General features: G+C 60.6%; 10 protein-coding genes. 7 read left to right on the top strand and 3 right to left on the bottom strand.

All coding sequences use genetic code 11. The annotated features are described in order from the left end of the window. Positions 1-16: 16 nt before the first annotated feature. Positions 17-1,036, bottom strand: coding sequence for an LLM class flavin-dependent oxidoreductase (locus AB7008_RS37400; protein WP_212452839.1), 1,020 nt, complete (start codon positions 1,034-1,036; stop codon positions 17-19). 142 nt (positions 1,037-1,178) lie between these two features. Next, a complete protein-coding gene (locus AB7008_RS37395) occupies positions 1,179-2,381 on the bottom strand; it encodes a YbfB/YjiJ family MFS transporter (protein WP_212452838.1) in 1,203 nt (400 codons plus the stop codon). A gap of 98 nt (positions 2,382-2,479) precedes the next feature. Between AB7008_RS37395 and AB7008_RS37390 the strand changes: the two genes are divergently transcribed. The 6 genes from AB7008_RS37390 (at position 2,480) to AB7008_RS37365 (ending at position 12,036) form a co-directional block, all read left to right on the top strand. Continuing rightward, positions 2,480-3,061: a TetR/AcrR family transcriptional regulator gene (locus tag AB7008_RS37390; protein WP_212096409.1), complete on the top strand. Its 582-nt coding sequence runs from the start codon at positions 2,480-2,482 to the stop codon at positions 3,059-3,061. A gap of 167 nt (positions 3,062-3,228) precedes the next feature. Beyond that, positions 3,229-5,760 carry an ATP-binding protein gene (locus AB7008_RS37385; protein WP_249156129.1) on the top strand — a complete coding sequence of 844 codons (2,532 nt, stop codon included), beginning with the start codon at positions 3,229-3,231 and terminating at the stop codon, positions 5,758-5,760. A gap of 633 nt (positions 5,761-6,393) precedes the next feature. After that, complete coding sequence (locus tag AB7008_RS37380) at positions 6,394-8,406, top strand: ParB/RepB/Spo0J family partition protein (RefSeq protein ID WP_441260413.1); 2,013 nt, start codon at positions 6,394-6,396, stop codon at positions 8,404-8,406. A 720-nt stretch (positions 8,407-9,126) separates the two neighbouring features. Then, positions 9,127-9,438, top strand: a complete 312-nt coding sequence (locus AB7008_RS37375; RefSeq protein WP_441260412.1) for a DUF736 domain-containing protein — start codon at positions 9,127-9,129, stop codon at positions 9,436-9,438. A 666-nt stretch (positions 9,439-10,104) separates the two neighbouring features. Next, positions 10,105-10,428 (top strand): DUF736 domain-containing protein, encoded by a 324-nt coding sequence (locus AB7008_RS37370; RefSeq protein WP_441260411.1) that lies wholly within the window; start codon positions 10,105-10,107, stop codon positions 10,426-10,428. 519 nt (positions 10,429-10,947) lie between these two features. Beyond that, positions 10,948-12,036 carry an IS110 family transposase gene (locus AB7008_RS37365; RefSeq protein ID WP_441259472.1) on the top strand — a complete coding sequence of 363 codons (1,089 nt, stop codon included), beginning with the start codon at positions 10,948-10,950 and terminating at the stop codon, positions 12,034-12,036. Positions 12,037-12,897: 861 nt separating this feature from the next. On the opposite strand, the gene AB7008_RS37360 is transcribed toward AB7008_RS37365, so the two are convergent. Further along, entirely contained in the window at positions 12,898-13,296 is a 399-nt protein-coding gene (locus AB7008_RS37360) for a hypothetical protein (protein ID WP_441260410.1), read from the bottom strand. Positions 13,297-13,372: 76 nt separating this feature from the next. Here AB7008_RS37360 and AB7008_RS37355 point away from each other — a divergent pair, with 76 nt between their 5' ends. Beyond that, the gene (locus AB7008_RS37355; protein ID WP_441260409.1) at positions 13,373-13,573 is read left to right on the top strand and encodes a helix-turn-helix domain-containing protein; all 201 of its coding nucleotides are present in this window, start codon (positions 13,373-13,375) and stop codon (positions 13,571-13,573) included. Positions 13,574-14,416: the final 843 nt, after the last annotated feature.

Genomic DNA, 14,416 nt, shown 5'->3' with positions numbered 1-14,416 from the left:
CGGAAGCCCTACACTTTCAGTCCGTGGTTGCTGTCGCCGATTTTCGGGTGATGTCCTTGCAGACGCGGGCAACGATCTCGTAGGAACGACGGGCGGCAATGGGGTCGCGGATCAGCGTGATGACCATCAGCTCGTCGGCCTGCGTTTGTCGCACCATCGCCTCGATACCAGATCGCACCGTCTCAGGTGAGCCTACGATCGCATAAGGTAGGTGTTGTTCAGGCGCAGCCGCTACAACAGGTGTCCTGGCATTGTCGATCGGCACTCGTATGCCCGACTTGCGAAACCACTGCAGCAAGATCGGCCGGATCGATGCCAGCAGGTCCTGGGCTTGAGCATCGGTCTCCGCAGCAATGATGAAGGCGCAGATCATCGCGTAATTGCGCTGCAGCGTCTTGGAAGCTCGGAAATTTGTGCGGTAGGCCCGCAAGGCGACCTGCAGTTCATCGGGCGCAATATGGGTCGCGTAGGAGAATGGCAAGCCAAGCTTTCCGGCCATCGCCGCTGACGATATCGACGATCCCAAAAGCCACACCGGAAGATCGAGGCCACGGGCAGGCACGTACGGCGCGTCTTCCGCCTGCCGCTCATCGAGCAAGGTCAGGAGCTCGTCGAGGTCGAATTCAAATCGATCACGCGCGTCGGGCGGCTTGCGTAACATCCGGAATATCTCGGAGTCCGCACCAGGTCCGCCCGTGGCGCGCCCGATCCCGAGATCAATCCGGCCGGGATGCAGCCCCGCCAACGTTCCAAACTGTTCGGCGATAACCAGCGGCGAATGGTTTGGCAACATCACCCCGCCGGAACCAACACGAATCGATTTCGTGACGCTGGCGATGTGGGCGAGCACGACGGCCGGTGCCGCATTGGTCAAGCGGGGCACATTATGATGCTCGGTAAACCAGAAGCGTCGATAACCCAGCTCTTCGACTTGCTGGGCCAGCTCGACGGTTCGGCGCAGGGAATCGCTCGCCGTCTCGCCGTCACGCATGGGCGAAAAATCGAGGACAGATATCGGGAGCGGCGGCGTACCCATGGCAGGCTCTCTCCTCGGTGATCAAATGGGCGTGGTAACCCTTTTGCGCATCGCAGGCGTCCCTCTCAAGACGTGCGACAGTCAGTGATTCACTGGTCAACACATGGTGCTTTCCACCAGCGATTTGCTAACGTCACTTTCGTTACGACAGCGCCTTTTGCTGCGAAGCCAGAGCTGCACCAATGAACAGCGCAACGGCCGACACAAACAATCCGCGTTCGAGACCGCCAGGGCCGTCGGCGATCCAGCCAACGAGCGCGGGGCCGATGATCTGGCCGAATGCGAATACCACCGTGAACACGCTGATCGCAGACGACCATGATTCTTGCGGGAGATTGTGCCGCACCAATACGGTGGTCGATGCCACCGCCGATAGCAGGACCATTCCGAAGGCCAGGCCGGACATGAACACGACTGGCACCGCAGATGTCACTGCCGGGAGGATGGAAACCACACCCGCGATAGCGTTGAATATCGCCAGCGACTCGCCGCCCTTGAAGCGATCAAGCATCGGTGCCCACAGTCGCGAGGATAATACGACGGCCACCCCTAACAGCGTATAGAACAAGGTGATAGTCTCAGCCTGCATGCCCTGCTGCTTGAGCAGTGTGATCACGAACGTCATGTAGGCAATGTAACCAACGCCAAACATGAAATAGCCAGCCAGGGCAAATCCGAAGTCCTTTACGGAAAACTCGGATTTTGAGGTCAGATCAGAAGGAATTTCGCCGATTGCCTTTGCAGGCAACGCCATGATGGCGGTTGCGAGCAGACACGCGATGCCGAGCGCGAACCACGCCCATTGCCAGTCATGAGCGCCGCCGAGCCGTGGTGCGGCCGAAAGTGCCGCCGGTACGAGCAGCGCGGAAAGTGCGATCCCGAAACCTGTGCCGCCGTAATAGAGACCGATCAAGAATCCGGCCTGCTCGCGGTGCATTGAGCCAAGTCGGGTCGCCAGAACGCCGCCGATGACGAAGACGGACGCGCTCGCTGCGCCTGCGCCAAGGCGGAGCAGGATCAGGGCTATGGCGTCGGTCACGACGCCCGACAAGAGCAGGAATACACTGGTCAGAACGGAACCTATGACCAAAAGTCGCCAGACGCTGAGGCGGCGCATCAGCGCCGGTACCGCCAGCGCGCCAATGAAGTAGCCGAGCGCATTCGCCGTGTTCATCGAGCCAGCCAACAAATAGGACCAGCCAAGATCGGTACGCATGGGCGTCAGCAAGAGCCCGTATGACAGGCGGGAGACGCCGAGAGCGATGGCGGCAGCCAGCGACAAGGCGAGCGCTGTGGCGATCGGATAGCGCGGGAGCGATACTGGAAGCGCGGTTTCAGATGACATAGGGCAGCCACAGATGATGTTTAGTGATCGATAAATTTCGCGGCAACCCTTGTCAATCAAATAGAGCGAATGCTAAATAACAAATTGGAGATCGGAACATGCCGCGACCGAGAAGCTTCGACCTCGATGAGGCGATTAAAGGAGCAACTGCACTGTTCTGGAAGAACGGCTATCAGGGCACGTCGCTTGCAGACCTGACCTCCGAAATCGGAATTGCGCCAGCGAGCCTGTATTTTGCTTTTGACAGTAAGGCCGGGCTTTTCAGGCAGGTGCTCAATTACTATTATCAAGCGTACCTTGGCCGCGTCGATGAAAAGGCTTTGAACCAGCCGACGGCGCGCGAGGTGGTGGAGACTATGCTCTATGGGTTGGTCGACCTGTATACGGACAAGACTCATCCACCAGGGTGCCTTTCGGTCAAATGTTCGCAGGCGTACGCAGAAGAGGCAGAGGTTCAAGATGAACTGATGAAGCTTCGTCACGCGCGCCGCAAACGGCTGGCTTCGCGGTTTCGGACAGCGCGGGAGATGGGTGATCTGCCGGCAAATACGGATTCGGACGCGCTTGCACTATTTGCGATCGTTGTCGGTTGGGGGCTGGCGTTTGCGGCGCAGACGGGCGCAAGCCGGGCAGACCTGCGCCGCACCGTTGAGACGTCGCTCGGGGGGTGGCCAACCTAGCAACATCTGCCGTGCAAACTTCAAGCGATCATTGAGCGCCGCTATTCGAGGGATCAGCATGAACCCAAGCGCATGCATAGCCATTCAACGTCGGATGAGTAACTCCGACGAGCGAGTGTTTTAAGGACGGGCCCGGCTCAAAAGTGACCCTTCTATCACGCCTATTCTTGCTTGTTGCTGCGGCCCTCTTGCCTGCGGTCGCGATCCAGGCCTACAGCGAATTCGGCCGGCGTGAAGCGCGTCAGGTCGAAGTGGAAAATCAGGCACTCAGCTTGGCTAAGCTCGCTGCCGCAAACCAGCAACAAATCGTTCAGGGGATTCGTCAGGTCCTGATCGCGCTGTCGGAACTGCCGGCAATCAAGGCGGGGGATCGCGTGGGCTGCAATGCTTATTTGGCTGCGATGAAGCCCCGTTTCCCTGCCTTCATTACCCTTATCGTAACTGACGTTAATGGTCTGTCCTTCTGCCACACAGATGGCAATCGGCCGGCGGTTGATATCTCCAAGCGCACCTACTTCGCGAGCGCTCTCAGGACCAGCTCTTTTACGATCGGAGAATACTCGCAAGGTCTGTCGTCGAAGCAAAGAGTCATACAGTTTGCGATGCCGTTCTACGCCAGCTATGGCAAGATTGGCGGCGTCATAGTTGCAAGTCTTGGCTTGGATTGGCTCGCCGATTACATCGCTCGAAACGGAGTGCCTGAGGGCGCAGCTCTCGCAATCACGGACCGCAACGGCACGTTTCTCGCCCGTTATCCTGATAATGACCGGTTCGCTGGCACAAAAATGACCAGCGGAAAGTCTTTGGACCTAGGCGGCACGGCCGATATCGTCGACGTCGATGGTGTAGAGCGGATCGAAGCCTATTCCGCCCTGCAGGATGGTTTGGGGGCACTTGTTGTCGACTTCGGCCTCGACAAGGCATTGGCGTTCCAGGAGATCCAGCGCCAGACGCTGCGCGATGTCTTCTTGATCATCCTGAGCGCTACGCTGGTATTGCTGCTGACATCATTGGGCGCCCGGCAGTTCATCCATCGCCCGTTCGGGCAACTGGTCGACGCAGCGAACCAATGGCGGTTCGGCGACTTTGCCCGACGTGTAAATATTAGCGGAACTTCGGAGATCGCACACGTTGCTGACGCGTTCAATACCATGGCAAGCGCGTTGGAACATCGCGAGCAGGAATTGTCCAAGGCGAAAGAGATCGCCGAGCAGGCCGCTGCCCGGATCACGACGATCTTTGAGAGCACCAACGACAGCGTGCTCATCGTCGATCGGGATTGGCGCGTCACTTACTCAAATGGGCCGGCTTGGACGCGTTTCGCAGAAGGCCGCGATATCGTCGGTATGAGGCTGCCGGAGGTATTTCAAGGCGTGTTTGATGGGGAGGTCTTGCGCGAGGTTAAGGAGTCGGTGTCGGAGCAGCGGCCGGGCTTTGTCGAAGCGTTCTGTCCCCGTCAAAATATCTGGTGCGCGATCAATGTCTTCCCTTCAAGTCAGGGATTCGCGATTTTTCTTCGCGACATTACGGAGCACAAGCTTGCGTTGGAAGCGCGCCACCAGATCGAGGACCAGTTCCACCAGAGCCAAAAAATGGAGTCCGTTGGCCAGCTCACGGGCGGTGTTGCGCACGATTTCAATAACCTTCTCACTGTCGTCTCCGGCAACCTTGAACTCATCGAGATGACGAGGGACGTAGCCAAGATCCAGCAATTCGCTGCTGTCGCACGGCGTTCCATTGATAGAGGGACAAGGCTGACGGCGCAGCTTCTCGCCTTTTCGCGGCGGCAGACATTGAATCCAAAGCTCGTCAACGCTAGCCGGCTCATCGGTGAATTCCAGGGGCTCATTCGTCAGGCGGTCGGAGCCGCCTGCAAGATCAAGCTGCAGACCGAGGATCGATTGTGGTTGTGCCACGTCGATCCGTCGCTGCTGGAAACCGCCCTCCTCAACCTGACGCTCAATGCGCGGGATGCCATGCCGACCGGAGGCGTACTCGAGATCGCGACGCAGAATGTCGTCGTGGAGGAGGGCGCGGTTGCAGGTTGCCTTGCTGGACAGTATGTCGTGCTCTCCGTCTCCGACACCGGGTGCGGGATGACTCCCGAAGTGCGGGATCGAGTGTTTGAACCCTTCTTCACGACCAAGGAGGTCGGCAAGGGGACAGGGCTTGGCCTCAGCATGGTCTACGGCTTTGTCCGGCAGTCCGGAGGACACATTGTCGTCGACAGCACGCCGGGCGTGGGAACCAGGATGGCTCTCTACCTGCCCAGGGCCGCCCAAGGACCGAACGAAGAGGAGCAAATTGGGCAGCCTGAAATCATGCCGGCAGGCTCCGAGCGCATCCTTGTTGTCGACGACAACGAGGATCTCCTGGAGGCAACTTCGGAGATGCTGACCACTTTCGGCTACTACGTCTCTTGCGCTGGAAATGCCGCGGATGCGCTCCGGTTGCTACAAACCGGCCAGGAATTTGAACTCCTGTTCAGCGATGTCGTCATGCCAAACGGAATGAGCGGTGTCGAGCTTGCCCGCGAGGCGAAGCGACTAAGGCCAGGCATCAAGATACTGCTGACTTCCGGCTACGTGAGAGACGAACTGGAGCGGCATAATGCTGTGGATGAGTTCCCGATCATTCATAAGCCCTTTCGTCTCGCAGAATTGGTGCGGCGCCTGCAGGCAATCCTGCGCGAAGTATGATCCCTGTCATTCGAGGCGCGTGCGGCTATCGCGCACCGGGCTCTTGTGAACCGTACCGCTTCGCGTTGCGGCCTTCGGCTTCGATCCCTCGCGCAAGTACATATAATGTGTCGCTCGCCGGAGGCACTCGCACGAAGGGCTGCCGCTTCGCGGCACCGCTATCACTGCCCGTCGCGCGGGTGCCTTGTTAACCGGTCTCGCGACTGCACTCGGTCCCGGGTCCCGCCGCGTGCCGCGTCGGCGCTATGCTGACCCTCCTGCGGGTGCCTCTCTTGATTTGCTCACTGTTGCTCTTGTTTTCGATTTCTTGCTTTGGCCTGTGCTGACTTGCTCAACATTCCAACGCTTGAGAGCTAAAGGGCGCTGCCCCTCGCGCGCGCCAGGGTGAAGCGCCGGCAGGCCGGCGCCGACCCGAGCGGTTTCCCCGGTCTTCCGTGCTTTCGAACGGTGTCGCCTTCTCGAACAGCTGACATGCGCCCGTGCAGACCCGCTTCTTAGGAGCGGCCCTGATCGGGCGGGCGATACCCCACCGCTCGGGTCGCCCTGGCACTTGCTACCCCCGGTCTCGCCGACGGGCAGGGGTGCAGGCGCGTGGTGCGCCTTGCACCCATAGAAGCAAAAGGAAGAATGATCATGTCGGCAAAGCACGTTGAAATCATTCCCGCGAGCGGGACGGAAGTCTTCATTCCGCTCAACAAGCTCAAGAAGTCCCCGAACAATGCACGCAAGACGCCGCATAGCGAGGCGGCGATCGAGGGCTATGCGGCGAGTATTGCCGCCAAGGGCATCCTGCAAAATCTGGTGGTTGAGCCCGAGCTGGACGGAGAGGGCGCAGCCACGGGGTTCTATTTAGTGACCATCGGCGAGGGCAGGCGGCTTGCTCAGCTTTTGCGTGTGAAGCGGAAGGAGATCAAGAAGACCGAGCCGATCCGCTGCATCATCGACACCGCGAATGACCCCCACGAGATCAGCCTGGACGAGAATGTCACCCGGGAGAACATGCATCCCGCCGACCAGTTCGAGGCGTTCAGGAAGCTTGCGGACGAGCGTGGCTACGGTGCGGAGGAGATCGCCGCGCGCTTCGGGGTGACGCCGCATGTGGTGCGGCAACGCCTTCGCTTGGGTGCGGTCTCGCCAAAATTGATGCAGCTCTATCGCGCTGGCAATCTGACGCTTGAGCAGTTGATGGCCTTTGCCATCACCGACGATCAGGCCCGGCAGGAGAGCGTTTATGAGCGCCTGTCCTACGACCGCGATGCCAGCACCATCCGCCGCCTGCTCACCGAAACTCACGTCGCCGCAACGGATCGCCGCGCGCGGTTTGTCGGGCTCGAGGCCTACATCGAGGCGGGCGGTACGATTTTGCGCGACCTCTTCACCGAGGATCGGGGCGGGTATCTGGAGGACGTGGCGCTGCTCGATCTCTTGGTGACGGCACGGCTTGGCCGGGAGGCGGATGCCTTGCGGGTGGCCGAGGGATGGAAGTGGACGGAGCCCCATCTCGACTTCCCCCACGCCCACGGCATGCGCCGCGCCTACCCGCATCCGGTCGAGCTTTCGGCGGAAAATCAGACCGCGCTACAAGCCGCTCAAACCGAGTTCGACCAGCTGACCGAACAGCATCAAACGGCCGAGGAGCTGCCTGATGAGGTGGATGCGCGGTTCGGTGAATTGGAGAGCCAGATCGAGCAATTAGAGGCGAAACGGCAGGCCTACGATCCCGGTGATGTCGGGCGCGGCGGCGCGTTTGTGATCCTCAATCATGACGGCACCATCAGGATCGAACGCGGTTTCATCCGCCCTGAGGACGACAAACCTCATGCCGAAACCGAGCAGGAAGGCGACGCCCAGGCACCGGACGAGGAAGGTGAAGGAGGCGATCAAACCACGCGCGATGGTGAAGGAGGGGAGGGAGAAAATGAGGACGAAGAGGAAGAACAGAAACTGTCCGACACGCTCATTCGTGATCTCACCGCGCATCGCACCTTGGGGCTGCGTCTCAATCTGAGTGAGCAGCCGGATGTCGCCCTCGTGGCGGCCACCCATGCGCTCGCCGCGCAAATCTTCTATGTCGGGGCTAATGCCCACGCGGTCGGCATTCAGCCCGTGAAGACGGATTTGGCCACGCATGCGGTTGGAATCGAGGACACTCCGGCTGGGAAAGCGTGGTCGGATCGCCATGCCAATTGGGCGAGGCAAATGCCGCGCGACGTCGCCAAGCTGTGGAAATTCGTCGTCGAACTCGACCACGACAGTCGCATGGCGTTGTTCGCCCATTGCACGGCATTGACGGTCAATGCCGTCAAATTGCCATTTGACCTCCGGCCGCGCGCATTGATGGCGGCTAGCCGTTTGGCCGGGGCCGTCGCCCTCGACATGACCGGGTACTGGCGGCCGACGGTGCTGAGTTATCTCGGCCGGGTCACCAAGGCGCGCATCCTTGAGGCCGTCCGCGAAGGCGTCAGCGAGGAGGCCGCCGAGCGCTTGTCGGGCATGAAAAAGGCCGAGATGGCGGCAGCCGCCGAGCAACTATTGGCGGCGACCGACTGGTTGCCGCCTGTGCTCCGAACGGCCAAAGCGGAGGATCAGACTGGTGCGCCAGACAAGGCGCAAGGGCATGATTTCTGTTCGCAAGCAGCAGAATAAGAGGTGAGCCGGGGTCGCAAGAGCAACCCCGGCTCGCATCAAATTCCGGCCGCGCGCGTGACGGTGCGCGGCCGGTTCAGCTGAAGCAAAGCGAGCGATGACTCACGCTGGCCCGTCTCCGAATGCGGGCCAAGATCCGTCCTATCCGCGCCGTCTGCGGCGGCCTGTGGGGATGTCCCACGCCTCCTTCTGCCCTGGCGAGGCGACCGAGCTGCGGGCATCGCTCATGTCGTGATCAACGACTTCGATGACGCAATCGCTGTCGCGGACGGCCTTCTTACAAGCTTGACCGAACTCGGTCGCTCCTGCGAAAATGCGGTCGGGTTCGCTTGGTTTGTCCGTTCGTTCTTGCTTTTGATGCGCAGACTTTGGCTATCTTCTCGATCGATCCCGCCATTTTCCAATGCTGTGGTGGGCGCTGGCAGCCATGGTCATCGCCGTCAGTCCGGTCATGGGCTCGCGTCCAACGCACCCTCGATTGGCTGATCAGGCCCGAGGGACGGCAAGAGCCTCGATCGCCTTCCCGCAACAGCTCACGCCTGCTTTTTTCCCCTGCCGCCAAGCGGCGGCATTCCTCGCGGGAAGTCAAAAAAGCAGGCTTTCGCCGTCCTCCGCTGACGCTGCAGGCCTGACGGCTGCGGGCCGATCGCTCCCCGGGCCAAGGATCGCCATCGAGGCTGCGATGGGCGCGGCCCGAGCAACAAACAGACGGAGATCATCATGGCGACCATCGGCACTTTCACCGCTTCGGACAACGGCTACACCGGCTCGATCAAGACGCTGACGCTGAACATCAAGGCCAAGTTCACGGCCTCTGAGAAGGACAACGACAAGGCTCCCGACTACCGGATCTTCGCAGGAGCGACCGAGTTCGGCGCCGCCTGGAAGAAGACAGTTCGCGACAGCGATCGCGAATATCTCTCGGTCAAGCTGGACGATCCGAGCTTCCCGGCTCCGATCTACGCCTCGCTGGTCAAGATCGAAGGCGAGGAAGGTTTCAGCCTGATCTGGTCGCGCCGCAGCGGCGACTGATCGCCGGGGATCATCGGCCCCGCCTCCCCGGAGGCGGGGCCTTTTGCGTTTCCTGCGCCGCTTTGAAGGAGAGGGAGAAGAGGGCCTTCTCCCTCAAAAGGGAGGCGCGCAGCGACGGATTCGCGGCGCACCACAAAGGTCGTTCGAGGTACCGAGTGGCGAATTCATCGAGCTTTGGAGCGCTTTTGTTGGCCGGATCATGAGCTCAAGCGCGAACTGCGCTATCGACTGATAGCGCCGGATTCGGCTTGATAGCCGGCACTTGGACCACGCCCCGGACGCGAAACCGAGCCGCCTTCCCGACGAGATAATCGGCTCTCGACTGCGAGAAACTCGATAGGCAACGCATTCGTCGATGCGTCGCCCAAGCGCCGTTTGTGCCGGTGAATAGCGCTCCGAGGTAAGGCCTGTCTCCTCCGTCCAAGGAGGGCGATTCCCTGCTTATGGCGCTGCGACCTATGGCAGCCGTCCCCCATCCGAAACCCTCGCACGCTTCCTTTTTTCCCCGCCGGCAAGCCGGCTCCTCGCGGCCGCTTCGCTGCAAAAAAGGAGCGGGCTCGGGTGCTCCGCTGCGCTTCGCCCCAAGGGTTCGGATGTGGGCCGGCCGCCATGACGGTCTCGCCATCGCAGGGCATCGGCGCCTTGCGGCAACGAAGGAGACAGACCATGACCGCGATCGGATTCGTCACCCGCACAAGTCACGGCGGCTTCAGAGGCCATCTCAAACTTCTGCCCATTTGCGCCGACATCGACATCGTTCCGAACCGCCATAAGTCAGGCGATAGCCCATCAGACTTCCGCATCTTCACCCAAGGGGTTGAGGTCGGATCCGGTCGGATTTTGACCGGCGAGAGCCGCGGAACGGACTACGTCAGCCTGTCACTCGCAGCGCCTGGCCTCGGAGGCCGCAAGCTCTGCGCCAACCTTGGGCGAACGGTCGGTCTTGTCGGTGACGGCAGCTTCTTCTTGATCTGGAATCCCGTCGACTAGGTCAAAATGTCGGGCTCCCACGCATCGCGTGGGAGCCCTTTTTCTTGTCTCCCGGATATCAGGTTTGAAGATCCCCTACGGGTGCAAGAGCGTCCCCAACAGGGCACACGTAGAAGAGCGAACGCGGCTGAGCAGACTGCGAGACATCGCACTACGATCGAAGAAATACACTCGCACGGAACGGAATTGTGCCTGGAGTTGAAGGTCGGTGGATGGCTTTTTCTCTTCGTTCCGATGCAGAAGATCGCTCCGTCGCCATTTGAATTTACGCCAATCTATTGACAGCCAAGAGGCTGGAATTGATGGCTTGGACACGCGCCGAGCGGTCAATTTTCTCACGTGCCTCGTGGATCAGCAGATGCGGTTGCGGCAAGATGAGGAAGGGTTAGCGAGTAGCAAAGAGCAGACGGAGTGATTGCCGCCCGTAATCGGTCTGCGCCGGGAATTGCCGCTGCTCACGTGGCTCAGCGGCCGAATAAGCCGCACACTGCGCCGCCTCAGCAACGCGGGAGGCGTGCGATGGAATGGTTCTGTGGACTGGATGTCGGCATGGACGAGAGCGCGATTTGCGTGGTCGACGACAAGGGGGAGGTGGCCCTGCAAACCACGGTCTTGACCGATCCGGAGGCGATCAAGGCGGCGCTCAAACCGTATCTCGCCCGGCTGCGGCGGCTCGGTCATGAGGCCGGGGCGCTGTCGCCCTGGCTGCATCCGGAGCTATTAAAACTGGGCTTGCCGGCGGTGTGTCTGGAGACCCTGCACGTCCGCGCGGCGCTCAACGCGCAGCGCAACAAGACCGACAAGACGGACGCGCTCGGCATCGCCCACATCATGCGGACCGGCTGGTTCCGCAAGGCGCATATCAAGAGCGAAGCGTGCTACCGGCTACGGCTGTTGCTGACCCATCGGCGCAATCTGAAGCGCAAGTTTTTGGACCTCGAGAACGCGGTCCGGCACTCGCTGAAGGCGTTTGGCATCCGCCTGAACCGGGTCGGGCGGGGCGGTTTTGCGCAAGCGGTGCGCGAGGCGGTAGCACAGGATGCGCTGGTCAGCGAGCTGATCGACGCCATGCTGAACGCGCGCGCGGCGCTCTGGAAAGAGTACTGCCGGCTGCACAATCTGGTGGTGAAGCTGGTCGCCGGCCACGCGCTGTGTCGGCGGTTCATGCAGATTCCGGGTGTCGGCCCGATCGCGGCGTTGAGCTTCATGACCGCGATTGACGACCCTTCCCGGTTTAGGCGATCGCGCGACGTCGCCGCCTATTTTGGCCTGACCTCGCGGCGCTGGCAGTCCGGCTCCTCGATCGACATCCAGGGCCGGATCAGCAAGGCCGGTGACGGCGATGTGCGCCGCGCACTCTACGAGGCTGCGAGTGCGCTTTTGACCCGCTACAAGAAGAAAGACAAGGTCAAAAGCTGGGGTCTGGCGCTCGCCAAACGCAGCTCGCACCGCAAGGCAACCGTCGCGGTGGCACGCAAACTCGCCGTGATCATGCACGCGATGTGGGTCGATGGCACGTTCTACTGTGGTGATCCGGACGCCGCCAGGGCGGACGTCAGCGCACGCGCCGCCGTCAAGGAACGCAGGCTGCTCGCGCCCCTCGCGTGAGGTCGCAGGGCCCGATTTGGGAGATCGTTGAGCTGATGAACGCGACGTTTTGAACACGGAGATCCGCCGCTGGCGGATGAGACCTGGTGCAGATCCACGACGACGGAACGCACGTTATCTTGCGTGTGGCCACGCTCCGGAAGGAGCGACTGGACCACGCCGTAGTGCCTGTGATGTGGCTCCGTCAGACCGATGGAAAGATGCGCTGCGACGGTTACCGGCTGCCTTGTCGCAGCGAATTTATCCCCGTCGACAAGCGCGGAAACCTGCACGGCGCACCGGGACTCTCGCGGCCGGCGACGCTGCGTGGCGTCGATGCAAAGACCTTGTCACAGCAGAGAGAGGAAGCGAAAATGGGTGAGAGCAAGCAACCAAGACGACCGATTAAACCTGCAAGATAAAAGTACTGGCGCCAAAGGGCGGCTAAGTCGTTGTCTGCACATCCAAGAGTTGGCGACATGGCAAGGTGCCATGTCGCCAACTACGGCCTAAGGCAATGCTACCGTTCGCTAATTGAGTCTGCGTCTTGATGGCAGCTCGCTGGCTTCTCATATCTGCGGGATACTTCAAGAAGATCTTGCGGCACGCGCGGCGTCGACGACGAATTCGAAGTCAAGCTTGGCCGGAGAGAGAATGCCAAAGCTAGCAAGGGAGCCGGCGCGCGCGCCTAGCGCTAGTTCGGATCGCGCGTCGCGCTTTACAGGCGACCGGATTAGTCGTGGATACGCGCAACGTGCGGTGCTTGCCCGGGGGGGGGAAGCTAGGGGCCACGCCGGGTTGTGATCAACGTGCGTATTTTGCGCATCAAGGCGAGTGGTCTTCACTGCCCGTTCGCAGGCTTGATGCCATGATGCCATCGAGTTACATCGCCGCGAGGGCAATCTTTACCCGCTGGATAGAAATCTCGAGCGCTCCGAGGAAAGTGAGGAGTTCGTGCCGGCCGGCCTCCTCCATGCGGAGGTTGTCGACGCTGATAGCTGCTTCAACCAACTCTATGAGGGAAACCGCCTCGCATTCGCGGCTAGGCGTGCCGAGATCGACGCCTGGTAGTTGAGCGTTGACGACGATCTTCCCGTCGATCGTCATTCGAGCGGAAACTTTCAATGGAACGCATTGAGCTACTGTCGGAGCTGCGATTTCAACGATAGCGGCGGGGACACCTGTCTCCTTGCATCGGTAGCCGAAGCGGTATGCATCGCTCGCGAGCCCGGCACAATCGTGCCTTGGGAGTTCAATGAAAGGTTCGAGATCAACCGGCACAAGCCTCTCCTTTTTGTTGAGTATACTCAATTGATGAGTTTACTCAACAAGAAGCATCTCGCCGTCGATGGACGAGATGAAGCAGATTGTCGCTCGGAACTTGAGGCGTCTCCGCCACGAGAGAAAACTCAGCCAGGAAGAGCTTTCGTTTCAGGCGAAAGTCGATCGCAGCTACATCAGCCAGCTGGAGACAGGTGTCTACAGCGCATCGGTCACGATGTTGGCAAAGCTGGCGAAGGCTCTGGGCGTGGAGGTCAGCGAGCTATTGAAGCGGTAGCGCGGCGGAAGGGCTAGCGGCGCGCAGGGCGCCGTGCCGATCGCGAGGCGAGCAATGCTCATCACGGCCCAAGCCTCACTAGGAGCCGTCTCAAGCTGTTGTAGAGGTATGTCGGCGACAGACCAACCGATGCGGAAGCCTTGACCGTTGTGCGGCAGGTCCAAATGAACGCGCGCCTGACAGAACCCGGCGGGGGCGGGATCGGTACGTTTGTATGAACTGCTATGACTTAAGTCCGTTGGAGGATCCCATTAGGCGCTGTTGGATCGAGGGTCTTCTCCGGCCGCTCGGCAAGTAGGGAAGTAATCCGGCGCAGGGCTTGCTCTTGCTCGTCGATCTTACTCGCATCGGCCATGGTTTAGCATTCGGCACTGGAGCTCGAAGCGATGGGATTGCGCTTGGACGGCGATGGCGAACTCCAGGTGTCCCGTGAGCCGTCACGGCCTCGATACGGCCCAGCTCCGTCACTGAGCTTAAGATTTTCGGGAAAAACTGGAAACCTCCGCTCGGGCGATGAGTTGCCGTCCCACGATGTCAATTTTGTTGGACGCGGAACATGGTCGACGAAGCCCCTGCGGCGGCGAGCCGTGGATACGGTTTGGTCCCTCTATCGCGCGAAGCGTCGCGACGTGGATGCCGGGGACAGCCGGCGTTGTCTGCTGCGGCGCCACCTTCAAGGAAGATAGCAAGCGCGCGTGAGCGAGGTCGAAGAACTGACCGGATTCGGCCTGGCCTACTCGAACCGTCTCCCCAAGGACGAATGTTGAGGCTTATGGAGAAGCTCGTCAGGCAATTGGTGGCAAGCACCGCGAGGCCGGACTGGACGCTGTTGATCAACTCCGG

Origin of the sequence: Bradyrhizobium sp. 521_C7_N1_3 (genome assembly GCF_052075975.1) — a bacterium.
Lineage (GTDB): Bacteria > Pseudomonadota > Alphaproteobacteria > Rhizobiales > Xanthobacteraceae > Bradyrhizobium > Bradyrhizobium japonicum.
Note: the sequence above shows the minus strand (reverse complement) of the source record. Positions and strands in the feature narration are given on the sequence as shown.

Coding starts and splice junctions, on each gene's coding strand:
- AB7008_RS37400 (WP_212452839.1), bottom strand. CDS start 1,036: ATGGGTACGCCGCCGCTCCCGATATCTGTCCTCGATTTTTCGCCCATG.
- AB7008_RS37390 (WP_212096409.1), top strand. CDS start 2,480: ATGCCGCGACCGAGAAGCTTCGACCTCGATGAGGCGATTAAAGGAGCA.
- AB7008_RS37375 (WP_441260412.1), top strand. CDS start 9,127: ATGGCGACCATCGGCACTTTCACCGCTTCGGACAACGGCTACACCGGC.
- AB7008_RS37355 (WP_441260409.1), top strand. CDS start 13,373: ATGAAGCAGATTGTCGCTCGGAACTTGAGGCGTCTCCGCCACGAGAGA.
- AB7008_RS37380 (WP_441260413.1), top strand. CDS start 6,394: ATGTCGGCAAAGCACGTTGAAATCATTCCCGCGAGCGGGACGGAAGTC.
- AB7008_RS37365 (WP_441259472.1), top strand. CDS start 10,948: ATGGAATGGTTCTGTGGACTGGATGTCGGCATGGACGAGAGCGCGATT.
- AB7008_RS37395 (WP_212452838.1), bottom strand. CDS start 2,381: ATGTCATCTGAAACCGCGCTTCCAGTATCGCTCCCGCGCTATCCGATC.
- AB7008_RS37370 (WP_441260411.1), top strand. CDS start 10,105: ATGACCGCGATCGGATTCGTCACCCGCACAAGTCACGGCGGCTTCAGA.